The sequence below is a fragment of the Levilactobacillus enshiensis genome (assembly GCF_007115095.1).
GTDB classification, from domain to species: domain Bacteria; phylum Bacillota; class Bacilli; order Lactobacillales; family Lactobacillaceae; genus Levilactobacillus; species Levilactobacillus enshiensis.
The window spans coordinates 453,401-477,082 of sequence record NZ_SULH01000001.1; the positions used below are offsets into that span (position 1 = coordinate 453,401).

Annotated in this window: 13 protein-coding genes and 8 tRNA genes; 20 read left to right on the top strand and 1 reads right to left on the bottom strand. The window is 47.9% G+C overall.

Annotation, left to right across the window (positions count from 1 at the left end; translation table 11 throughout):
* Positions 1–11 precede the first annotated feature (11 nt).
* The 16 genes from FAY32_RS02065 (at position 12) to rpoC (ending at position 17,393) form a co-directional block, all read left to right on the top strand.
* Positions 12–1,517, top strand: a complete 1,506-nt coding sequence (locus tag FAY32_RS02065) for an amino acid permease (RefSeq protein WP_191988126.1) — start codon at positions 12–14, stop codon at positions 1,515–1,517.
* Between the two features lie 284 nt (positions 1,518–1,801).
* A complete protein-coding gene (locus tag FAY32_RS02070) occupies positions 1,802–2,434 on the top strand; it encodes a deoxynucleoside kinase (RefSeq protein ID WP_143461812.1) in 633 nt (210 codons plus the stop codon).
* A 289-nt stretch (positions 2,435–2,723) separates the two neighbouring features.
* Positions 2,724–3,995 carry a serine--tRNA ligase gene (gene serS, locus FAY32_RS02075; RefSeq protein ID WP_143461814.1) on the top strand — a complete coding sequence of 424 codons (1,272 nt, stop codon included), beginning with the start codon at positions 2,724–2,726 and terminating at the stop codon, positions 3,993–3,995.
* A gap of 569 nt (positions 3,996–4,564) precedes the next feature.
* Positions 4,565–4,637: transfer RNA gene (locus tag FAY32_RS02080), tRNA-Val, on the top strand.
* 37 nt (positions 4,638–4,674) lie between these two features.
* Positions 4,675–4,756: transfer RNA gene (locus FAY32_RS02085), tRNA-Leu, on the top strand.
* Between the two features lie 36 nt (positions 4,757–4,792).
* Positions 4,793–4,865 (top strand) — tRNA-Thr (locus FAY32_RS02090).
* A 28-nt stretch (positions 4,866–4,893) separates the two neighbouring features.
* A tRNA-Gly gene (locus FAY32_RS02095) sits at positions 4,894–4,965 on the top strand.
* 11 nt (positions 4,966–4,976) lie between these two features.
* Positions 4,977–5,062, top strand: a tRNA-Leu gene (locus FAY32_RS02100).
* A 17-nt stretch (positions 5,063–5,079) separates the two neighbouring features.
* Positions 5,080–5,153 (top strand) — tRNA-Arg (locus tag FAY32_RS02105).
* Positions 5,154–5,188: 35 nt separating this feature from the next.
* Positions 5,189–5,262, top strand: a tRNA-Pro gene (locus FAY32_RS02110).
* 35 nt (positions 5,263–5,297) lie between these two features.
* Positions 5,298–5,371: transfer RNA gene (locus tag FAY32_RS02115), tRNA-Pro, on the top strand.
* Positions 5,372–6,015: 644 nt separating this feature from the next.
* The gene (locus tag FAY32_RS02120) at positions 6,016–6,483 is read left to right on the top strand and encodes a CtsR family transcriptional regulator (RefSeq protein ID WP_143461816.1); all 468 of its coding nucleotides are present in this window, start codon (positions 6,016–6,018) and stop codon (positions 6,481–6,483) included.
* A 17-nt stretch (positions 6,484–6,500) separates the two neighbouring features.
* Entirely contained in the window at positions 6,501–8,993 is a 2,493-nt protein-coding gene (locus tag FAY32_RS02125) for an ATP-dependent Clp protease ATP-binding subunit (protein WP_143461818.1), read from the top strand.
* Between the two features lie 226 nt (positions 8,994–9,219).
* Complete coding sequence (locus tag FAY32_RS02130) at positions 9,220–9,831, top strand: TetR/AcrR family transcriptional regulator (protein ID WP_143461820.1); 612 nt, start codon at positions 9,220–9,222, stop codon at positions 9,829–9,831.
* Between the two features lie 278 nt (positions 9,832–10,109).
* On the top strand, positions 10,110–13,724 hold the full coding sequence (gene rpoB / locus FAY32_RS02135) for a DNA-directed RNA polymerase subunit beta (protein WP_143461822.1): 3,615 nt from the start codon (positions 10,110–10,112) through the stop codon (positions 13,722–13,724).
* Between the two features lie 21 nt (positions 13,725–13,745).
* On the top strand, positions 13,746–17,393 hold the full coding sequence (rpoC, locus tag FAY32_RS02140; RefSeq protein WP_048735463.1) for a DNA-directed RNA polymerase subunit beta': 3,648 nt from the start codon (positions 13,746–13,748) through the stop codon (positions 17,391–17,393).
* Between the two features lie 132 nt (positions 17,394–17,525).
* Here the strand turns inward: rpoC and FAY32_RS02145 are convergent, their stop codons facing one another.
* The gene (locus tag FAY32_RS02145; protein WP_143461824.1) at positions 17,526–18,173 is read right to left on the bottom strand and encodes a prepilin peptidase; all 648 of its coding nucleotides are present in this window, start codon (positions 18,171–18,173) and stop codon (positions 17,526–17,528) included.
* A 282-nt stretch (positions 18,174–18,455) separates the two neighbouring features.
* Between FAY32_RS02145 and rpsL the strand changes: the two genes are divergently transcribed.
* The 4 genes from rpsL to FAY32_RS02165 all read left to right on the top strand — a co-directional run bounded on the left by rpsL (position 18,456) and on the right by FAY32_RS02165 (position 23,464).
* Positions 18,456–18,869 (top strand): 30S ribosomal protein S12, encoded by a 414-nt coding sequence (gene rpsL, locus FAY32_RS02150; RefSeq protein ID WP_011668504.1) that lies wholly within the window; start codon positions 18,456–18,458, stop codon positions 18,867–18,869.
* Positions 18,870–18,947: 78 nt separating this feature from the next.
* Positions 18,948–19,418, top strand: a complete 471-nt coding sequence (gene rpsG / locus FAY32_RS02155; protein ID WP_020090150.1) for a 30S ribosomal protein S7 — start codon at positions 18,948–18,950, stop codon at positions 19,416–19,418.
* Positions 19,419–19,607: 189 nt separating this feature from the next.
* Positions 19,608–21,707 carry an elongation factor G gene (fusA, locus tag FAY32_RS02160; RefSeq protein ID WP_143461826.1) on the top strand — a complete coding sequence of 700 codons (2,100 nt, stop codon included), beginning with the start codon at positions 19,608–19,610 and terminating at the stop codon, positions 21,705–21,707.
* 428 nt (positions 21,708–22,135) lie between these two features.
* Positions 22,136–23,464 (top strand): MATE family efflux transporter, encoded by a 1,329-nt coding sequence (locus FAY32_RS02165; protein ID WP_143461828.1) that lies wholly within the window; start codon positions 22,136–22,138, stop codon positions 23,462–23,464.
* The last annotated feature ends 218 nt before the right edge of the window (positions 23,465–23,682 follow it).

Below are 23,682 nucleotides of genomic sequence, written 5' to 3' on the forward strand. Positions count from 1 at the left end.
AGGAAATAGTTATGGAACAGAGTATGACAAATGCAACAACCAGCGAGGCCTCTGATCAGGTTAAGCGGGGACTCAAGACGCGCCATGTTTCGATGATCGCGTTAGGTGGCTGTATCGGGACGGGGTTATTCGTCGCTAGTGGGTCGGCAATTTCAACTGCCGGTCCTGGTGGTGCACTGGCTGCCTATGTGGCCATGGGGTTAATGGTCTATTTCCTGATGACTAGTCTAGGTGAAATGGCAACGAACATGCCAATTTCAGGTTCATTTGCGGCTTATTCCGCGAAGTATGTTGATCCAGCTTTAGGGTTTGCCATGGGCTGGAACTACTGGTTTAACTGGGCAATCACTGTGGCGGTTGATATTTCAACCGCAGCCTTGGTCATGAAGTTCTGGTTACCCGGCGTTCCCGGTTGGATCTGGAGTGCCGTGGCCTTAGGAATCGTCTTCTTGATCAATGCTTTAGCCGTTCAAGCTTTCGGGGAAACCGAGTTTTGGATGTCTTTGATCAAGGTCGTCACGATCTTCGTCTTCTTAGCCGTTGGGTTAATGACCATCGTCGGCATTATGGGGGGACACGCTACTGGCTTAGAAAACTTCACTTACAAGCAAGCCCCATTTGTTGGTGGCTTCCCCGCAATTCTGAGTGTCTTCGTGGTTGCTGGGTTCTCGTTCCAAGGAACTGAATTGGTTGGGATTACTGCTGGTGAATCTGAAGATCCAGCACACAGTGTTCCCAAGGCCATCAATTCCGTATTCTGGCGGATTATCTTATTCTACATTTTAGCTATCTTTGTGATTGCCGCCGTATTGCCTTACACCAGCAAGGACCTGTTGGGGTCTTCTGCAAGTGACATTGCGATCAGTCCCTTCACGTTGGTCTTCCAACGTGCCGGCTTGGCTGCTGCCGCTAGTGTGATGAATGCCGTTATCTTGACGTCAGTGATTTCCGCTGCGAACTCTGGAATGTATGCATCCACGCGGATGTTGTACTCTCTGTCTAAGGAAGGCTACGCACCACAATTGTTTGAACGAACGGGGAAGAATGGGATTCCTTACCCAGCCTTGTTTGCCACCACAATCGTTGCAGCCTTGACCTTCGTCAGCAGCATTGCTGGTCCAAAGATCTACATGTGGTTAGTGGCCGCTAGTGGGTTGACTGGCTTCATCGCTTGGTTTGGGATTGCACTGTCTCACTACCGGTTCCGTCGCGCATTCATCAAGCAAGGACACAAGTTGTCTGAATTGAGTTACCATGCCAAGTGGTTCCCAATTGGGCCGATCTTAGCCTTGGTCTTGTGTGTGGCAGTGATCGTGGGTCAAGATCCACAATCCTTCTTCTCAGGTAACTGGGAACAAGTTCTGATCACCTACATCAGTGTGCCATTAGTCTTGATCCTGTACATTGGCTACAAGATCAAGAAGCACACCAAGCTAATTCCACTCAGTGAAGTTGACGTGGCACCGGTCCACAAGGACGGCACGTTAAAGGAAGCTAAGGTTACGTCAAACGATTAAAACATCAAAAAACGTGTGGGCACACGAAAAATTTAAATAAATTGGAGCGGCGACTGGTCGGGGAAATCCCCACTGGGCGCCGCTTCTTGTCCGTCGATAACCCAAAACACGCAAACCGGCCATGCCGAATTTGGGACAACATATTGTCTTTTAGGAATGAGGTTGGTACAATATGTGGTGTTGAATTTTTTTGAGTCTATTTGCAAGCTGAATGGACAGTAGGAACCAGTAAACAGTTGTAGTGCCGGGGTGTCCGGCACGTCGTTATTTAAAGGAGAGATTGCATGCTTGTATTATCCGGAACCATTGGCGCCGGCAAAACGAGTCTGACCACTTTGTTAGCCGAACATTTACACAAACCAGCTTTTTACGAATCAGTCGATGACAATAAAATTTTGCCGTTGTTCTACCAAAATCCTCAAAAGTATGCTTTCTTATTACAAATCTACTTTTTAAACAAGCGTTTGGACAGCATCAAGGCCGCTAATGCCGATGATGAAAGTGTCTTGGATCGTTCGATCTTTGAAGACTCCCTGCTCTTTCACTTGAATGCTGACCTGGGACGGGCAACGAGCACGGAAGTTGACATCTATGACTCCCTGTTGGCGAACATGATGCAAGAATTGCCCGACGCGATGCACAAGAAGAACCCAGACTTATTGATTCACATCAACATCTCCTTTGAAACGATGTTGGAACGGATCAAGAAACGTGGCCGTTCTTACGAACAGATCGATCATGATCCAAGCCTGTATGAATACTATCAACAACTCGATCAACGTTACGTGAACTGGTACAATAACTACGACAAGTCACCTAAGATGCAAATTGATGGTGACAAGTTGGACTTTGTTGAAAACCCAGCTGCGCGTGCAGAAGTTTTACATTTGATCGATGAAAAGATTGCGTCACTTTAGTCGTTGTCATCGCCGTGGAAATGCGGTATGATATGACCTATCAACAAACACGTTAGGTGCCTATTTCAGTAGACGGCCAGAGAAGCGGGGGAAGCTGCAAACCGCGACGTCGAACATTCCAGCACTAAAAAAAGTGGGCGGGTAATGCCGCACGGTGCAGACCGTTATCATGTTCAAGGGTGTAACTGGGCGACCAGTTGCGAACTTGGGTGGTACCGCGAAGGTCTTCGTCCCATGTGACGGAGGCTTTTTTTGTATCATCCGTGAAATTGAAGGGAGAAATAGAGAGATGTTAGATTTAAAGTTGATTCGGAATGAAACAGATTTTGTTAAAGAAAAATTGGCAACCCGGGGCGTCGACCCAGCTGACATTGACAACTTATTAGCCTTAGACAAGCAACGTCGAGACTTGATCGTGAAGAGTGAAAACATGAAGGCCCAACGCAACACGGTGTCCGATGAGATCTCACAATTGAAGCGTAACAAGCAAGACGCAGATGACAAGATTACTGAAATGCGTCAAGTGAGCGCCGATATCAAGGAAATTGATACGGAACTCGACACGTTAAAAGCTCAAGTCCACGATGCAGCGGCACACTTGCCAAATATTCCTAACGACAACGTTCCCGTTGGCCTGACCGAAGATGGCAGTGTTGAAATCCGTAAGTGGGGCGAAAAGCCTAACATGGACTTTACCCCTAAGGCACACTATGACTTAGGTGAAGATTTAGGCATCTTGGACTTTGAGGCTGGTGCCAAGGTCTCCGGAAGTCGTTACCTCTATTACTTAGGCTTGGGTGCACGTTTGGAACGGGCCGTCTATAACTTCTTCTTGGACGAAAACACCAAGGCGGGCTTCAAGGAAGTTCTGCCACCTTACATCGTCAATGATGACTCCATGTACGGGACGGGTCAATTCCCTAAGTTCAAGCAAGATGTTTACCAATTACGTGACGAAGACATGACGCTGATTCCAACGGCCGAAGTGCCATTGGTCAACTACTACCGTGATGAAGTGATCCCAGAAGCGGACCTGCCAGTCTGGTTCACGGCCTTAACACCAGCATTCCGGTCAGAAGCCGGTAGTGCCGGTCGGGATACCCGTGGCTTGATTCGCTTACACCAATTTAACAAGGTCGAAATGGTTAAGTTCTGTAAGCCAGAAAACTCATGGGACGAACTTGAGGCGTTGACGAAGCACGCTGAGGACCTCTTACAGAAGTTAGGCCTGGCTTACCATGTTATTACGCTTACGACGAGTGACATGAGCTTTACGGCTGCCATGACGCACGATTTGGAAGTCTGGTTCCCAGAGCAAAACACGTACCGTGAAATTTCTAGTTGTTCCAACACCACGGACTTCCAGGCGCGGCGGGCACACATCCAGTACCGTGACGACAACGGTAAGTTGCAATACGTGCATGCACTGAATGGATCTGGTTTGGCCGTTGGTCGGACCGTTGCTGCTATTTTGGAAAACTACCAAAATGCAGATGGCACGGTAACTATCCCAGAAGTTTTAGTACCATACATGGGTGGCGTCACCAAAATCACCAAGTAATCCAAGTTAAAATGATGAAGTTCCTGCTGATGACGAGAGTCGTTGGTGGGAACTTTTTTAGTTATAGACGGTAGCTACTTGACCTGATTACGCGTTTTTAGGGGCTGTGGGGGTTATTTGAAATGGAAGTGGATGTTGGTGGAAAATGGGATTAGCTGGCGTGAGCAGGGAGAGAATGGATAAACAGCCACTCCAGTCCCCACCTTAAGGGTGAGCGGGATCACGCTGCTTATCCAAACCAAATACATTGGTATCTCGAGAAGGATAGCTAGGGGAGCACGGGATACAGGCGATTAAACGATGCTCTTTTCCAGCAATAAAGCCAGTCATGAAGCGGGGTTCAAGCCGGGAAAGCCAGTTTTTAAAACTTTTTGCAAAAAAATTCAAAAAAGGTCTAGCTTTTTTTCTGGGGATACGATACAATATTATTTGTTGTTACGAGAGTAGTTATTCAGTTCACGAATATTTATTCAAAACAATTTAAAAAAGTGGTTGACAAGTTTTCGTCGGCATGGTAAATTATAATAGTTGTTTCGATTGAGAGAGTTGTTTCTCAGTTCGGATGATATGGAGGATTAGCTCAGTTGGGAGAGCGTCTGCCTTACAAGCAGAGGGTCACAGGTTCGAGCCCTGTATCCTCCATTGGGACCTAGGTCCCTGGCGTTAGTTCGCCAACGTTGCAGGTGTGGCGGAACTGGCAGACGCGCTAGATTTAGGTTCTAGTGTCTTATGACGTGGGGGTTCGAGTCCCTTCACCTGCATTAACCAAATATTGCAAAATATTGTTAAAATATTTTGCCGACTTAGCTCAGTTGGCAGAGCATCTCACTAGTAATGAGGAGGTCGGAGGTTCGAATCCTCTAGTCGGCATGGTTCCAAAAAACCAAATAGCCAATTTGCGGAAGTAGTTCAGTGGTAGAACATCACCTTGCCATGGTGGGGGTCGCGGGTTCGAATCCCGTCTTCCGCTTTTGCCCTTTTGCCGGGGTGGCGGAATTGGCAGACGCACAGGACTTAAAATCCTGCGGTCAGTGATGACCGTACCGGTTCGATCCCGGTCCTCGGCATTTAACTTAATAATTATGCACCCATAGCGCAACTGGATAGAGTGTCTGACTACGAATCAGAAGGTTGTAGGTTCGACTCCTACTGGGTGCATTTTTGTTGCTTATAAGTAATTATGGGCAATTTTTCGGGAAGTAGCTCAGCTTGGTAGAGCACCTGGTTTGGGACCAGGGGGTCGCAGGTTCGAATCCTGTCTTCCCGATTAACTGGCGTAACCAGTTCGCCAGCGGGCTATCTCGGGAAGTAGCTCAGCTTGGTAGAGCACCACGTTCGGGACGTGGGGGTCGCAAGTTCAAATCTTGTCTTCCCGATTTTTTTATCCCGAGACTACATATAATAAAGTTAGAGAATCAGTTCATTGCGAATTGATTCTCTTTTTTTCTGTCTCCACCAACAGGGGGTGGCGTTTGCGAGAAATGAAATGGGGATAATCAGTTACACATCAGCAGACAGATCAACAGGAGGCCAAAGCAAGTCAATATAATGGAAGCCAGTCATTGTATTGGGTTAAAATAGAATTGTGGCTGAGAAGTCGGCAACCTGGGAATAGGAAACCTCAGGCAAGCAGGATAACAGCTGGAAATGGCTCAAACCTTTCTATAGTAGATTTAGAGTAGCTGAAATAGGCGGCGACGATGTCTCTAACTTGGGTGCTCGGTTAGTTTGCCTAGAATCATTTGTTGCGTAAGCAGCTTGCTGGAACTAAAGATGGTCAGAGATGTTACAACTACGAGAGAAGTCACAATACGGCAGAGACTCAATGAACGGCGAATGCTTATTCATAGCCACTGAGATAACGGCCACGCTAATTGTTTGGAAGGTCAAAGTTTTTTTGGTATGATGGATTACCAGAACTTCTTAGGGAAACACGGTCTAATCCGTTGCATTTTTACTGGAAGTTCGTATAATATTAGTCAACATTAGTCAAGAAAACCGCACTGAAGGGGGGACGATAATGGAGAATCAAAATATTTCGGATATTATTGAGTCTTACCTTAAGCAGATTTTGGCTGAGTCCCAGCAAGTGGAAATCCGCAGAGCGGAAATTGCCGACCAGTTTAATGTGGTGCCTTCACAGATCAATTACGTAATTAAGACGCGATTTACCATCCAGGACGGTTATGTCGTTCAGAGCAAACGGGGTGGCGGCGGTTATATTCGGATTGAAAAGGTGAAGCTCCTCGACAACTTAGACTTTATTGACTCTCTCGTGACGGCTGTGGGTGATCACATCACCCGCCACGACGGTTTAGCGGTCGTGCGTAGCCTGTTTGAGGCAGGAGCTGTGAACCGGCGAGAGGTGAACATTATTTTGGCCGCAATCGATAAAGATGCCATCAATACTGGCGACCGTGACCTGGACCAGCAGATTCGGGCACGCGTCTTGATTTCTATTTTGAACCATCTGCGTTACGAAAGTTGAGAAAGTGAGGAGTTGCAATGGATAACCTATTTACACCGAGTGCTAAGAGTGTCCTAGTTTTGGCACAGGAACAAGCAAAATATTTTAAGCACCAAGCGGTGGGTACGGAACACTTGTTGCTGGCCCTCACCATTGAAAAAAATGGGATTGCCAACAAGGTTTTACAGCAGTTTTCCGTGACCGACGATGATGTTCGCGAAGAAATTGAACGTTTTACGGGGTACGGCACCTTAGCAAATGTCGATAAGGATAGTTACCTGCCATATTCGCCTAAGGCCAAGGCAATGTTAGCCTTAGCTGGTGACGAGGCTAAGCGGTTGGGTGCTACCAAGATTGGCACGGAACACTTGTTATTGGCACTGTTGAGCGATGAAACGATTTTATCTTCGCGGATTCTGAAGAACTTAAATGTTGAACTCGTTGATGCCCGCAAAGTCGTGCTTCGTAAGCTAGGGATTTCTGACACGCCTAAGCGGCGGAACGATTCCCGTTCTCGGCGGGGGGCAGCGCAAGGCGGAACACCAACGCTGGATTCTTTGGCACGTGATTTAACTGAATCCGCCAAAGAAGGTCGCATGGACCCAACGGTTGGCCGGAACAAGGAAGTCAAACGGGTCATTCAGATTCTGAGTCGTCGGACCAAGAACAACCCCGTTTTAATCGGGGAACCCGGTGTTGGGAAGACCGCGATTGCTGAGGGCTTAGCCCAACGGATCGTTGCCGGCGATGTTCCGGAAGATATGCAACAGAAACGGTTAATGATGCTGGACATGGGCTCATTAGTGGCTGGAACTAAGTACCGTGGTGAATTTGAGGACCGGTTGAAGAAGGTTATCGAAGAAATTTACAACGATGGCCAGGTCATTCTCTTCATTGATGAATTACACACACTGATCGGTGCTGGGGGTGCTGAAGGGGCCATCGACGCCTCAAATATCCTAAAGCCAGCCTTAGCGCGGGGCGAACTTCAAACCATTGGTGCAACGACGTTAGATGAATACCAAAAGTACATTGAATCTGATGCGGCATTGGAACGGCGGTTTGCTACCGTTCAGGTCGACGAACCAACACCGGACGAAGCTTTGGAGATTTTGAAAGGCTTACGGCCACGTTATGAGGATCACCATCACGTCAACATCACCGATGAGGCATTGGACCAAGCTGTGAAGCTGTCCACGCGTTACATCAGTGATCGCTTCTTGCCAGATAAGGCGATTGATTTGATGGATGAGGCCTCTGCCAAGGTTCGTATCGACCAAATGGACAAGCCAACGCCAGCTAGCAAGCAGGTACAAGAATTGAATCAGTTGTCCGCTGACAAGGAAGCGGCGATTGAAGACCAAGACTTCGAAAAAGCTGCGGAATTGCGGACGAAAGAAATGCAATTGCGTGAGAAGATTGAGGCCAGAAAGGCGAAAGCTGCTGCCGCGGCTGCTGAAACGCCAGAACGGCACTACAGCCTAAACGTGACTGGTGAGGATGTTGCCGACGTGGTTGCTGAGTGGACGGGTGTTCCCGTTACGCAACTGAAGCAAACGGATGCTGACCGGCTGGTTAACTTGGAAAAGATTCTGCATCAACGGGTAGTTGGTCAGGAAGAGGCCGTTTCGGCGGTTTCTCGAGCTATTCGACGGGCCCGTTCTGGGTTGAAAGATCCTAACCGGCCTATTGGCTCCTTTATGTTCCTGGGACCAACCGGTGTCGGGAAGACTGAATTAGCTAAGGCGTTGGCCGAAGCCATGTTTGGGTCCGAAGACAACATGATTCGTGTCGACATGAGCGAATACATGGAGAAATACTCGACTAGCCGTTTGATTGGCTCAGCACCAGGCTACGTGGGCTACGACGAGGGTGGTCAGTTGACGGAAAAGGTTCGTCAAAAGCCATACTCTGTGGTTCTCTTTGATGAAGTAGAAAAAGCCCATCCAGACGTCTTCAACATCTTACTGCAAGTCTTAGATGATGGTTACTTGACTGACTCCAAGGGACGGAAGGTCGATTTTAGAAATACGATTTTGATCATGACGTCTAACCTGGGGGCCACGAAGTTACGGGATGAAAAGACGGTTGGTTTCGGTGCCGAAGATCTGGCTGATAACTACCGGGCAATGGCTCAGACCATCCGGGAAACGTTGAAGCAGTCATTCCGGCCAGAGTTCTTAAACCGGATTGATGAAACGGTCATCTTCCACTCCCTAAAGAAGCCTGAACTTCACGAAATTGTGAAGTTAATGGCCAAACAGATTGTCGACCGTGTGGCAGAACAAGACATTAAGCTGAAGATTACCCCTGCAGCCATCGATGTTGTTGCCAAAGCGGGCTTCGACCCAGAATATGGGGCACGGCCAATTCGGCGGGCACTGCAGACACAGGTCGAAGATAAGCTGAGTGAAGAACTCTTAAATGGTGAGGTCAAGACCAACGATCAAGTGACGATTGGGGCAACCCAAGGCAAAATCACGATCAACGTAAAAACAGCCGCTAAGAAAACGGCGGTTACGACGAACTAGAAGTAACTGTATGTAGGTAGCGTATGCTGGGAGTACCCCAGGTACGCTACTTTTTTGGTGCGGGGGATGTGCGTGACGCAGTGGTCTACAGAAATGACTATTGTCAGGACCTAGTGCCTGTTTCCGTGGGGCCAACCTTTTAGAGATTAACTGTTACTTGGTCTAGCTGGTGATAAGTGGCTGTGGTACACTTACACTACGAGAGACGAAAGGACGGGAGCCACCAATGAAAAGAGAAGAGCAGTTGACCCACACACACACGGCTATTTTGCAGGCCGCACGGGAGCAGTTCTTGTCGCAGGGGTATCAAGCCACCTCTACCAGAGACATTGCAAGAGAAGTGGGGATTACGCAACCAGCACTGTATCATCATTTTAGTGACAAAGAGGTCATTTTTCTGGAGGTCATTAAAACGGTCGGCGCTGAAATTCGAACAGGGTTAACTCGGGTCAACGCCCAATTAGCTGCTATGGAGAATCCCGACCCAGTTGATGCCTTGGTTCAGATTACAGAAGTATTGACTGCGATTCATCCCCGGGATGTCTTTACGGTGATTCACAGTAGTTTTAAATACCTCAAGCCGGAAAACAAGCGACAACTCGGCATGGTATTTGGTCAGGACTACGTAGCGCCCTTGCAGCACTTTTTCGAGTTAGGAATCGTGACACTGCAATCGGATGTTGCGCCACAGGATGCGGCTTCCTTCTATCTCACAAGTCTTAGTCCACTTTTTAATACATTCCACCACGTTGGTGCCGCAGATGCCTCACAGCATGACCAAACGGTGAATTTGATTCGGCTGATCCTGTTTGGGGTGGCCGTTAAGTCACAAGACTAATTTTTGGGCGATAATCGGGTTTCAGATAGAAATCGTGAGGGTTCGCCATTGACAATTCAAAATTAATTTAGTATCATATCATTTGTATGCAACTGTGAACTGAAATTGGCAGCGACGATCTATTGTCCGGCGTTGCCGTTATAAGAAGCCAAAAGCAAATCAAATTGGGTTTGTTTTTGGATTTTTTTTGCCAAAAAACCGGGTGAAAAGCAAATTGTAACAAAAATGTAACATAACGGTTTGGCCAGTCCACAGAATAAATAGGAGAGGTGAACAACTTGGCAGGACACTTAGTGAAATACGGGAAACACCGTACTCGCCGTAGCTATTCGCGGATCAAGGAAGTTCTTGATTTACCTAACTTAATCGAGATTCAAACCAATTCTTACAACTGGTTCCTCGACGAAGGTTTGCGTGATATGTTCGACGACATCATGCCAATCGAAGATTTTCAAGGAAACCTTTCGTTAGAGTTTGTTGATTATCAATTACTGGAACCCAAATATAGCGTGGATGAGGCACGGGAGCACGACGCGAACTATTCAGCACCACTTCACGTCACCTTACGTTTGACCAACCACGAAACGGGTGAAATTAAGTCGCAAGATGTCTTCTTCGGTGACTTCCCATTAATGACGGCCCAAGGGACCTTCATTATCAACGGGGCAGAACGGGTTATTGTTTCTCAATTAGTCCGGTCACCAGGAGTTTACTTCAATGAAGATACCGATAAGAATGGCCGGACCGTTTACGGTGCCACGGTTATTCCTAACCGGGGGGCTTGGCTAGAATTTGAAACGGACGCTAAGAACATTTCTTACGTTCGAATCGACCGGACACGGAAGATTCCAATGACCGAATTAGTTCGGGCATTAGGTTTCGGTTCCGATGACGAAATCTTGGATATCTTGGGTGACAACGAAAGCTTAATGGCAACGTTGGAAAAGGATATTCACAAGAACACCGACGATTCACGTGTTGAAGAGTCCTTAAAGGATATCTACGAACGCCTACGTCCAGGTGAACCAAAGACGGCCGACTCTTCACGGAGTTTACTGACTGCACGGTTCTTTGACCCGAAGCGTTACGACATGGCGCCTGTTGGTCGTTACAAGACCAACAAGAAGTTAAGCTTAAAGACCCGGTTATTGGGTCTGACCTTAGCTGAAACGTTAGCAGATCCAGATACTGGTGAAGTTATCGCGCAAAAGGGCACGGTCGTTGATAAGGACGTCATGAAGACCTTGGCACCATTCTTGGACCAAGAAGACTTCAAGATGGTCACTTTCCAACCTTCAGACGAAGCCGTTGTCACGGAACCACTGAAGTTACAGATCATCAAGGTGCAATCACCAGATGATCCAGAACAAGAAGTTCCCGTTATTGGGAATGGCAACATTGATATTAAGCTGAAGCACATTCGTCCAGCCGATATCATTGCTTCCATGAACTACTTCTTCAACTTGCAATTAGGCATCGGGAACACCGATGATATTGACCACTTGGGTAACCGGCGGATTCGTTCCGTGGGTGAACTCCTTCAAAACCAATTCCGGATTGGGTTATCCCGGATGGAACGGGTTGTTCGTGAACGGATGTCCATTCAAGACGCTGCGACGGTAACGCCACAACAATTGATCAACATTCGCCCAGTGGTTGCTTCCATTAAGGAATTCTTCGGTTCATCTCAATTGTCACAATTCATGGATCAGACCAACCCACTGGGTGAATTAACCCATAAGCGGCGTTTGTCTGCCCTTGGACCTGGTGGTTTGACGCGTGACCGTGCCGGATATGAAGTCCGGGATGTTCACTACACCCACTATGGTCGGATGTGCCCAATTGAAACGCCTGAAGGCCCTAACATTGGGTTGATCAACAGTTTGTCTAGTTATGCGCGAGTTAACAAGTACGGCTTCATCGAAACGCCATATCGTCGTGTCTCATGGGACACACACAAGGTTACCGACAAGATCGATTACCTGACGGCCGACGAAGAAGATAACTACGTTGTGGCTCAAGCTAACACGCCATTGAAGGATGACGGTTCATTTGATACCGACACCATCATGGCACGTGCAAAATCCGAAAACATTGAAACCAGCGCAGACCGGATTGACTACATGGACGTTTCGCCTAAGCAAGTAGTTGCTGTGGCCACGGCATGTATTCCTTTCTTGGAAAACGATGACTCCAACCGGGCCTTGATGGGTGCCAACATGCAACGGCAAGCTGTGCCATTGCTGGACCCTCATGCGCCATTAGTTGGGACTGGTATTGAATACAAAGCAGCGCACGATTCCGGGGTTGCCTTAATCAGCCAACACGACGGAACTGTTGAATACGTTGATGCACGGGAAATCCGCGTACGACGCGAAGACGGTGCGCTCGACACTTACAAGCTCATGAAGTTCCGCCGGTCAAACGGTGGGAAGAACTACAACCAACGGCCAATCGTTAAGGTTGGCGATCACGTCGACAACGACGAAATCTTGGCTGATGGTCCTTCAATGGAAAATGGGGAATTGGCTTTAGGTCAAAACCCATTAGTTGCCTTCATGACTTGGCAAGGGTACAACTTCGAAGATGCCATCGGGATCAACGAACGTTTGGTTCGCGATGACGTTTACACGTCCATTCATATTGAAGAATATGAATCAGAAGCACGTGACACGAAGCTTGGACCTGAAGAAATGACTCGCGAAATTCCTAACGTGGGTGAAGACGCCTTGAAGAACTTGGACGAAGACGGGATTATCCGTGTTGGTGCTGAAGTTCAAGACGGCGACATCTTAGTTGGTAAGGTGACGCCTAAGGGTGTGACTGAATTATCTGCTGAGGAACGGTTACTCCATGCCATCTTTGGTGAAAAGGCCCGTGAAGTTCGGGATACTTCCCTCAAGGTGCCACATGGTGGTGGCGGGATCATCCAGGATGTTAAGATCTTCACGCGTGAAAACGGTGATGAACTTTCTCCTGGTGTTAACATGATGGTTCGGGTCTACATTGCGCAAAAGCGGAAGATCCAAGTTGGAGACAAGATGTCTGGTCGTCACGGTAACAAGGGAACTGTTTCAGTGGTTATCCCTGAAGAAGATATGCCGTACATGCCAGATGGTACCCCAATCGACATCATGTTGAGCCCAATGGGTGTGCCTTCTCGGATGAACATCGGGCAAGTGCTCGAATTGCATTTGGGGATGGCTGCTCGTAAGTTGGGTATTCACATTGCGACGCCTGTCTTCGATGGTGCCCAAGATACTGATATCGCGGACGCTGTTAAGGAAGCTGGGATGGCTGCCGATGCGAAGACCGTCTTATACGATGGCCGGACCGGTGAACCATTCGACAAGCGGGTTGCCGTTGGTGTCATGAACTACCTGAAGTTGGCCCACATGGTCGACGACAAGATGCACGCCCGTTCCATCGGACCTTACTCACTGGTTACGCAACAACCACTTGGTGGTAAAGCGCAATTTGGTGGCCAACGGTTTGGTGAAATGGAAGTTTGGGCTTTGGAAGCTTACGGTGCCGCTTATACGTTACAAGAAATCTTGACGTACAAGTCTGATGACGTGGTTGGTCGGGTAAAGACCTACGAAGCCATCGTTAAGGGCGATCCAATTCCTAAGCCTGGTGTGCCTGAATCATTCCGTGTTCTGGTCAAGGAATTACAATCCTTAGGGCTGGACATGAAGGTCTTAAACGGGAACAACGAAGAAATCGAACTCCGCGATATGGACGATGATGACGATGATGTTGTGAACGTGGATGCGTTGAGCAAGTATGCGCAACAGCAGGAAGAACAACGGAAAGCCGCTGCTCAGACCGATGATGCTAAGGCAACGCCTGCACCTACGAAAAACGAAAGTCAACCGAACACACAAGACTAATTAATAAGGGAGGTCGCTTCTTTGGTCGATGTCAATAAGTTCGAAAGCATGCAGATCGGGCTGGCTTCACCTGATAAGATCCGTAGCTGGTCTTACGGGGAAGTTAAAAAGCCTGAAACCATCAACTACCGGACATTAAAGCCTGAAAAAGACGGGCTATTCGACGAGCGGATTTTTGGCCCTACTAAGGACTGGGAATGTGCCTGTGGGAAATACAAGCGAATCCGTTACAAGGGTGTCGTTTGTGACCGTTGTGGGGTTGAAGTTACCCGTTCTAAGGTTCGTCGTGAACGGATGGGCCATATCGAATTGGCTGCTCCTGTCACTCACATCTGGTACTTCAAGGGTATCCCAAGTCGGATGGGCTTAGTCCTCGACATGAGTCCCCGTGCGTTGGAAGAAATCATTTACTTTGCTTCCTACGTGGTCTTAGATCCAGGTAACACGCCACTCGAAAAGAAGCAATTGCTTTCCGAACGTGATTACCGTGACAAGCTGATCGAATACGGCAGCAGTGCCTTTAAGGCTGAAATGGGTGCCGAAGCCATCAAGAAGTTATTGATGGCCGTGGACCTAGATAAAGAAGTTAAGGAATTAAAGGAAGAATTGAAGGAAGCTACTGGCCAAAAGCGGACGCGTGCCGTTCGTCGTTTGGACATTTTGGAAGCCTTCGTCACATCTGGTAACCGTCCGGAGTGGATGGTCATGGATGCGATTCCGGTAATCCCACCTGATCTTCGTCCAATGGTACAACTCGAAGGTGGTCGTTTCGCAACGTCCGACCTGAACGACTTGTACCGGCGGGTTATCAACCGGAACAGCCGGTTGAAGCGGTTGCTGGACTTAAACGCGCCTGGCATTATCGTTCAAAACGAAAAGCGGATGTTACAAGAAGCCGTTGACGCCTTGATCGATAACGGTCGTCGTGGTCGTCCAGTGGCTGGTCCTGGTAACCGTCCATTGAAGTCTCTTTCACACATGTTGAAAGGGAAGCAAGGTCGGTTCCGTCAAAACTTGTTAGGGAAGCGGGTTGACTACTCTGGTCGTTCCGTTATTGACGTTGGTCCTTCCCTCAAGTTCAACCAAATGGGTCTGCCAGTGCCAATGGCTTTGGAATTATTCCGGCCATTTATCATGAAGGAACTGGTTGCTCGTGGGTTAGCTTCTAACATTAAGAACGCCAAGCGCCAAATTGACCGTGAAGATGACGATGTCTTTAACGTTTTGGAAGATGTCATCAAGGAACACCCTGTTCTGTTGAACCGGGCACCTACGCTTCACCGTTTGGGGATTCAAGCGTTCGAACCTGTCTTAGTTAGTGGTAAGGCAATGCGGCTTCACCCGTTGGCTTGTGAAGCTTACAATGCCGATTTCGATGGGGACCAAATGGCCATCCACGTTCCTTTATCTGACGAAGCACAAGCTGAAGCACGTCTGCTGATGTTGGCTGCTCACCACATTTTGGCACCTGCCAGTGGTAAACCAGTTGTTGCGCCTTCACAAGATATGGTTATCGGGAACTACTACCTGACGATGGAAGAAGACAATCGTGAAGGGGAAGGTATGATCTTTACCGACCTCAACGAAGCTGTTCTGGCTTACCGGAATGGTTTAGTTCACTGGCACAGTCGGGTCGGTGTTCAAGTTTCTTCGATGCCTGATAAGCCGTTTACGGATGATCAACGCACGAAGATTATGGTCACGACCGTTGGGAAGTTGATTTTCAACAACATCCTGCCAAAGTCGTTCCCATACTTGAACGAACCAACCAGCACGAACCTGAACGGCTACGTCCCTGACAAGTACTTCTTGGCACCGGGCGAAGACATTCACGATTACCTGCAAAATGCTGAATTGATCGGTCCATTTAAGAAGGGCTTCTTGTCCGATATTATTGCGGCCGTCTATCAACAATACAAGGTAACGGCAACGTCGAAGTTGCTTGACCGGATCAAGGACTTAGGTTACGACGAATCAACTAAGTCTGGCCTGACTGTTGGGATGGTCGATGTCACTGACTTGAAAGAAAAGCCAGAGATCATTGACGAAGCCCACAAGCAGGTTGCTACGGTTACCAAGCAGTTCCGTCGTGGTCTGATTACCGATCATGAACGTTACGAACGGGTCATTGGAATCTGGAACGATGCCAAAGACGACATTCAAAACGCCTTGATTCACAGTTTCGATCAACAGAACCCTATCTTTATGATGAGTGATTCTGGTGCTCGTGGGAACATTTCTAACTTTACGCAACTTGCCGGGATGCGTGGTCTGATGGCCGCTCCTAACGGTGAAATCATGGAGTTGCCGATCACGTCTAACTTCCGTGAAGGCCTGACGGTTATGGAAATGTTTATTTCGACCCATGGTGCTCGTAAAGGGATGACCGATACGGCCCTCAAGACTGCCAACTCAGGTTACCTGACTCGGCGGTTGGTCGATGTTGCGCAAGATGTTATCATTCGGGAAAAGGACTGTGGGACTGACCGTGGTTTGAAGATTCGGGCCATCACTGATGGTAACGAAATGATCGAACCATTGTACGACCGGATCTTAGGGCGTTACACCCAAAAGACCGTCTACGATCCAAAGACTGGGGACGTTATTGTTCCTAAGAACCAAATGATCGTTGAAGACACGGCACAAAAGATCGTTGATGCTGGTGTTGAAGAAGTTACCATTCGTTCCGCCTTTACTTGCAACACTGAACATGGTGTTTGTGAACATTGTTATGGCCGGAACATGGCTACTGGTGACGAAGTTGAAGTTGGTGAAGCTGTCGGAACTGTTGCCGCACAATCTATCGGTGAACCAGGGACCCAGCTGACCATGCGGAACTTCCATACCGGTGGTGTTGCCGGGAACGAAGATATTACCCAAGGGCTTCCTCGTGTTCAAGAATTATTTGAATCTCGGAACCCTAAAGGTAAAGCTGAGATCACTGAAGTTACTGGGACGGTTGAATCAATCGAAGAAAACCCAGCTGAACGGACGAAGGAAATCACCATTAAGGGTGAAGCCGATACGCGGAGTTACACGTTACCAATCACTGCCCGGATGCGGGTCACTGAAGGCGACTTTATCCACCGTGGGTCTGCATTGAATTATGGGTCTGTTGATCCTAAGGAAATGCTGCGGGTTCGCGACGTCTTATCAACTGAAACTTACATCTTAGGTGAAGTGCAACGGGTTTACCGGATGCAAGGTGTTGCTATCAGTGATAAGCACGTGGAAATCATGGTTCGACAGATGTTACGGAAGGTCCGCATCATGGACCCAGGTGACACCGATGTCTTACCTGGTACCTTGATGGATATTCAAGACTTCCGTCGTGCCAACTACCAGACGTTGATCGATGGTGGCATTGCTGCTACCGCACGTCCAGTTATCTTGGGGATCACCAAGGCTGCTTTGGAAACCAACAGTTTCTTATCAGCCGCATCCTTCCAGGAAACGACACGTGTCTTGACCGATGCTGCTATTCGGGGCAAGAACGATCCACTGGTTGGTTTGAAGGAAAACGTTATTATTGGGAAGATTATTCCTGCCGGGACTGGGATGCCAGATTACCGTCAGATCAAGCCCAAAGAAGTCGGTGGCTCATCGACCGAAGGCGTCTACTCCATCAGCGATTTGGAAAAGCAAATGCAAGAAGACTCTCAAGCTTAGTGACAGCTAAGTAGGATGGTCGGGGGACTCATCAGAAATGATGGGTCCCTTTTTGTATACTGAGGAGAAAACAGAGACTTCGTGGTTTTCTGAAGATATGAATGTAGAATGAAAGTGATCGCCCTTACCTGTTTACCAGGACCAAAACCACCAAAACAGGCTGCTAGCTATTAGATAGGGGATAAACGCTAAGCGGGTCTCCTTAGAATGCCGCAATAACGCGATGACGCAAGCCAGCAAGAGAAGTTTTGCCGTATCGGTGACGTGCCAAAGTAGAACGCTGGTCAGCAGCATATCGAGATCACCATTACCAATCAGCGTGCCAACCCAGTGGGCACATAGCCAATTGATTAGAACAACGAGCAAAGCAGCAACTAGCCAACTTGAGAAGGAGTGCCCATAGAGGGTGAGGAGCAGTGAAAAGTAGCTTACCCACCCCGGAAATGATTTGGTTTGCGCATCACATAGCGCTGCGTAGCTCCACAACCCCAACCAAATAACGGGAATCACCGTTGCTGGCGTGAGGGTTGTCAAAACCATCCCCGCCGTGAACTCGACCAGCAGACCGGTTGCCGGTATCGCTGTTTGACAGTAATGACACCGACCGCGCAATAAGAGATAGCTTAAGATGGGAACCAGTTGCCAGTACGTTAGGGGAGTCTGGCAGGTGTCACAGTGGGAAGCTGGATAGAAAAACGATGTGTGGGTGGCGTATCGGTCTGCCAACGCAACTAGTCCAGAACCGAGACAGGCACCATAAATAAACAGGATAATCAGCATGAAAGTTTCACCTCTATTGCTTAACTCCGTAAAAAATGCTGAAATGTTTGTGGAAAATTCCAGTTAGGCCGGTTGACATGCAAATGATGGCATGGTATTCTATTCAAGGTGCTTTTCGCAGACAGGTCTCGGGTATTCACTACCAGACATGCTGACTGACGGCGGGGAGGACACTTCAATTAAATCTCCACTTGGGTCGTCTTTTTTCTTTACAGGAAAATGAACCACCTGGATGTGTGGACTTAAAACTCTAGAAAGATTACGGAAAGGAGGACTATTTAGATGCCTACTATCAACCAATTGGTGCGTAAAGGTCGTAAATCTAAAAGTTCTAAATCAGATGCCCCAGCTTTAAACTACGGGTATAACAGTTTCAAAAAAGCTCAAGTTAAGAATCCAGCTCCACAAAAGCGTGGGGTTGCTACTCGTGTCGGTACCATGACACCAAAGAAGCCTAACTCTGCTTTACGTAAATATGCACGTGTGCGGTTGTCAAACTTAATTGAAGTGACTGCTTACATTCCTGGTATTGGCCACAACCTTCAAGAACATAGTGTTGTGCTTATCCGGGGCGGCCGGGTTAAGGATTTACCTGGGGTTCGTTACCACATTATCCGTGGTGCCCTCGATACTGCCGGTGTTACTGACCGTCGTCAAGGTCGTTCCAAGTATGGGACTAAGAAGCCTAAGGGCTAGACCGAGACTCAATAATAGGGTCGGGTGCACGGTTGCCGTCAACCGACCTGTAACAGCATTTCAAGGAGGATATTAACAATGCCTAGAAAAGGAAACGTACAAAAGCGTGAAGTCCTTCCTGATCCAATTTACAATTCAAAGTTGGTCACTCGTCTGATCAACCACACGATGATGGATGGGAAACGTGGAACTTCAACTAAGATCATTTATGGTGCCTTCGACATCATTAAGAACGAAACTGGTAACGATCCAGTGGAAGTCTTCGAAGAAGCAATGAAGAATGTTATGCCAGTCTTGGAAGTTAAGGCTCGGCGTGTTGGTGGGTCAAACTACCAAGTTCCTATCGAAGTTCGGCCAGACCGTCGGACCACTTTAGGTCTTCGTTGGATGGTACAGTACTCTCGTTTACGTGGTGAACACACGATGGTTGAACGACTTGCTCGTGAAATCATGGACGCCGCTAACAACACCGGTGCTGCAGTTAAGAAGCGTGAAGATACGCACCGGATGGCAGATGCCAACCGTGCCTTCGCTCACTACCGCTGGTAAGAGCAGCTATCGCACTGCTTTGCTAGTAGTGTGATAAAATGTTAGAGCAGCGTGTCCTCGTGACCGCTCGCCTCTAACTTAAGGGAGCAATCCTTTAATCCAGAGGTGGCTACTAAAATCAATTGCGATGTTAGTAGTCACTTTTTGGCACAATCTACGATCAATTTTGAGAGGAGTTACACATTAATCATGGCTAATACTCGTGAATTTCCGCTTGATAAAACTCGTAACATCGGTATCATGGCCCATATTGATGCCGGGAAGACGACGACTACTGAGCGTATCCTGTATTATACTGGTAAAATCCATAAGATTGGTGAAACCCATGATGGGGCTTCACAAATGGACTGGATGGAACAAGAACAAGAACGGGGTATTACGATCACTTCTGCCGCTACGACGGCCGAATGGAAGAAGCACCGGATCAACATCATCGATACTCCAGGACACGTGGACTTCACTGTTGAAGTTGAACGTTCTTTGCGGGTTCTTGATGGTGCCGTTGCCGTCTTAGACGGTCAAGCCGGTGTTGAACCTCAAACCGAAACTGTTTGGCGTCAAGCCTCAGATTTCGATGTTCCCCGTATCGTGTTCGTGAACAAGATGGATAAGCTGGGTGCCGATTTCGACTTCTCAGTTAACTCCATTCACGAACGTTTACAAGCCAACGCGGTTGCTTTACAAATGGCAATCGGTGCCGAAGATGATTTCACCGGTGTTGTTGACTTGATCGAAATGAAAGCCTACGTTTACGACAAGGATGAATTGGGTTCCTCATGGGACACTGTTGAAATTCCTGCCGACATGGCTGAAGAAGCTAAGAAGCGTCATGAAGGCATCATCGAAAGCGTCGCTGACGTTGATGATGAAATCATGGAAAAGTACCTTGAAGGTGAAGAAATCACCAAGGCAGAACTTAAGGCCGCTATTCGGCGTGCTACGTTGAAGCTGGAAATGTTCCCAGTCTTCGCCGGTTCTGCTTTCAAGGATAAGGGTGTTCAAATGTTGATGGACGCCGTTGTGGACTACTTACCATCCCCATTGGATGTTAAGCCTTACAACGCCACTGTTCCTGACACTGACGAAGCCGTTGAATTACGTGCCGATGACGATGCGCCATTTGCTGCCTTAGCATTTAAGGTTGCTACTGACCCATTCGTTGGTCGTTTGACTTACATCCGGGTTTACTCCGGTACTCTGGAAGCTGGTTCTTACGTGCTTAACTCCACGAAGGGCAAGCGTGAACGTGTTGGTCGTTTGCTGCAAATGCATTCAAATCACCGTCAAGAAATTCCAGAAGTCTTCTCCGGTGATATCGCTGGGGCCATTGGTTTGAAGAACACCACTACTGGTGACTCTTTGACTGACCCAGATCACCCATTACATTTGGAATCTATGAACTTCCCAGATCCAGTTATCCAGGTTGCCGTAGAACCAAAGACGAAGGCTGACCAAGATAAGATGAACACGGCCCTTCAAAAACTTTCTGAAGAAGACCCTACTTTCAAGGCTGAAACTAACCCTGAAACTGGTGAAACTCTGATTGCTGGGATGGGTGAACTTCACTTGGATATCATCATCGACCGGATGAAGCGTGAATTCAAGGTTGAAGCTAACATTGGTGCCCCTCAAGTTGCCTACCGTGAAGCATTCACGAAGTCAACTAAGGTCCAAGGTAAGTTCGTTCGTCAATCTGGTGGTAAAGGTCAATATGGTGATGTTTGGATTGAATTCACCCCTAACGAACGTGGTAAGGGTTACGAATTCGAAGACGCCATCGTTGGTGGGGTTGTTCCTCGTGAATTTATCCCTTCAGTTGACCAAGGTCTGCAAGAAGCAATGGCAAACGGTGTCTTAGCCGGTTACCCATTGGTTGATGTTAAGGCCAAGTTATACGATGGTAGTTACCATGAAGTCGATTCTAGTGAAGCAGCCTTCAAGGTTGCCGCTTCCTTGGCTTTACGGAACGCCGTTAAGACTGCTGGCCCTGTAATTCTTGAACCAATCATGAAGGTTGATATCTTGGTTCCTGAAGAATACATGGGTGATATCATGGGCCAAGTTACCGCACGTCGTGGTAAGGTTGATGGTATGGAAGCACGTGGTAACGCACAAATGATTCACTCCTTCGTTCCGTTATCCGAAATGTTCGGTTACGCAACGACGTTACGTTCTGCATCTCAAGGTCGTGGTACCTTTACCATGACGTTTGATCACTACGAACCAACGCCAAAGAGTGTTCAAGCTGATATTATCAAGAAGAACGGCGGCACTCCAGTCGAAGACTAGTCTGCTTACTGTTTAAAATGAAACGTCCTGCCAGTAGAGGTAGGGCGTTTTTTTTGGACTAAAATCAGTTTGAGTATGAGTTTGCAGAGTTAGTGGGAAATGATGCGGATGTCACTATCCCTTATATATAGAAGAAAGCGAAGCTCAAGGTAGTGGTTTAGAATGGAGAAACCCCTTGCGGCTGTTGCGATTGACTACATTATGTCTAGCGACAATTCTGTGATGGCGTTCAGAAGCGTGCAGATGGCAGACCAATTTCGGCTAACGCCTGTCGTAACCAGCGGGAAGCCTGAACCTCTTAGTTTTAGCAGTCGCGGTTACGGATAAGTGCAGGTGACTGCTGATCGACTATTTTTGAAGTTAACAGAGCGTGGTGCTTTGCGTTATAATAAATGCTGTGCGTTCGTATTGGAATTGGAGAGTGAGTTATGGAAGAACTGTTTGAACGGTCCTCGATTCCACGGGCCTATTTTAAGCTGGCTTTACCGGTTGTTCTGAGCATGGTGGCCAGCATGATTTACAATTTAGCCGATACCTTTTTCGTTTCTCAAACGCAGAATACGAACTTGGTGGCGGGGGTAGCGTTATGTACCCCGTTATTCTCGTTGCTGATTGCGATTGGTGACATCTTTGGTCTGGGTGGTAGTTCCCTGATTTCTCGGTTACTAGGGGAGAAGGCCTACCACACCGGGAGTCGGGTCAGTAGTTTTTGCCTGTACGGGTCGGTTGTTTTTGGATTGCTAACGACAGCCCTCTTGCTGGTTTTTGATCGGCCGATTTTACATATGCTAGGGGCAACACCAGCGACTTATCCGTATGCCTCACAGTTTTACCGTATTATGGCAGCAGGGGCGATGCCGATTATTGTGTCGATTGTGCCCGGAAACTTGATTCGAACTGAGGGATTTGCTACGCAGTCGATGATTGGGACCATGGTCGGGACGGTCATCACGATTATCTTGGACCCGATTCTGATCTTTCCACTGGGTTTAGGTGCAGCGGGGGCCGCATTGGCAACCGTTATTGGTTACACGATTTCGGCAGGGGCCTTGGTTTATCTGACCAAACGTTACTGTCAGGTCATCTCCGTTGATCCTAAGATCAGTCGAATCAGTTGGTCATTAGTCGGATCAGTTCTATTCATTGGGATACCAGGCTCGATTACCAACTTGATGCAGGCATTTGGGACGACTATCTTGAATCGTTACTTGGTGGACTATGGCCCAACTCGGGTGGCGGCGATGGGAATCGTCTTGAAGGTCTACATGATCATCATGTTAGTCATGGTCGGTTTTGCATTTGGGGCGCAACCGTTGATTGGTTATACCTTTGGTGCGAAGAATATGACACGCTTTAAGAAGATCTTGCACTTCGATCTGTTGGTCGAGGTAGTCTATGCACTGGTATTTGCCGTAATCTTGATGATTCTGGCACCGCAGATCATTGCGCTGTTCCTACACAATGCGGCGGTGATTACGGCTGGGACGTATATGTTGCGCGTCTTTTTACTGACAACGCCGTTTGTCGGGGCTGTGCTGGTCTACACGACCGTCTTTCAGAGTACGGGTAAAGCCAGTGGTGCACTGATTATGTCGCTCTCACGCCAGGGTATTGTCTTCTACGTGATGATTGTGACAGGGGCAGCCCTGTTTGGTTACCATGGGGTTATCTGGGCACAGCCGGCTGCTGACGTGGTCACCTGCTTGATTGGTTGGTTACTATCGAAAGTGCTATTTAATAGGAAAAGACGCGTTTGACACCAGATTTTGAAATGTGACGTCAACTTTTCAAGTTGATTTCGGTCAATTTGGATGGTGACTTAACAAAAAAATTCAAGGAATTCTGTTAAAACCCTTGTCAGTCGCCGTTTTATTTAGTATGATAGTCAAGTGCTGAATTTCAGGGGGTAATTTGTGCCCCCCGGGTAAGGCTCAAAAGTTTAAGCGATGATGTGGGAGATTGCGACACACCCGGC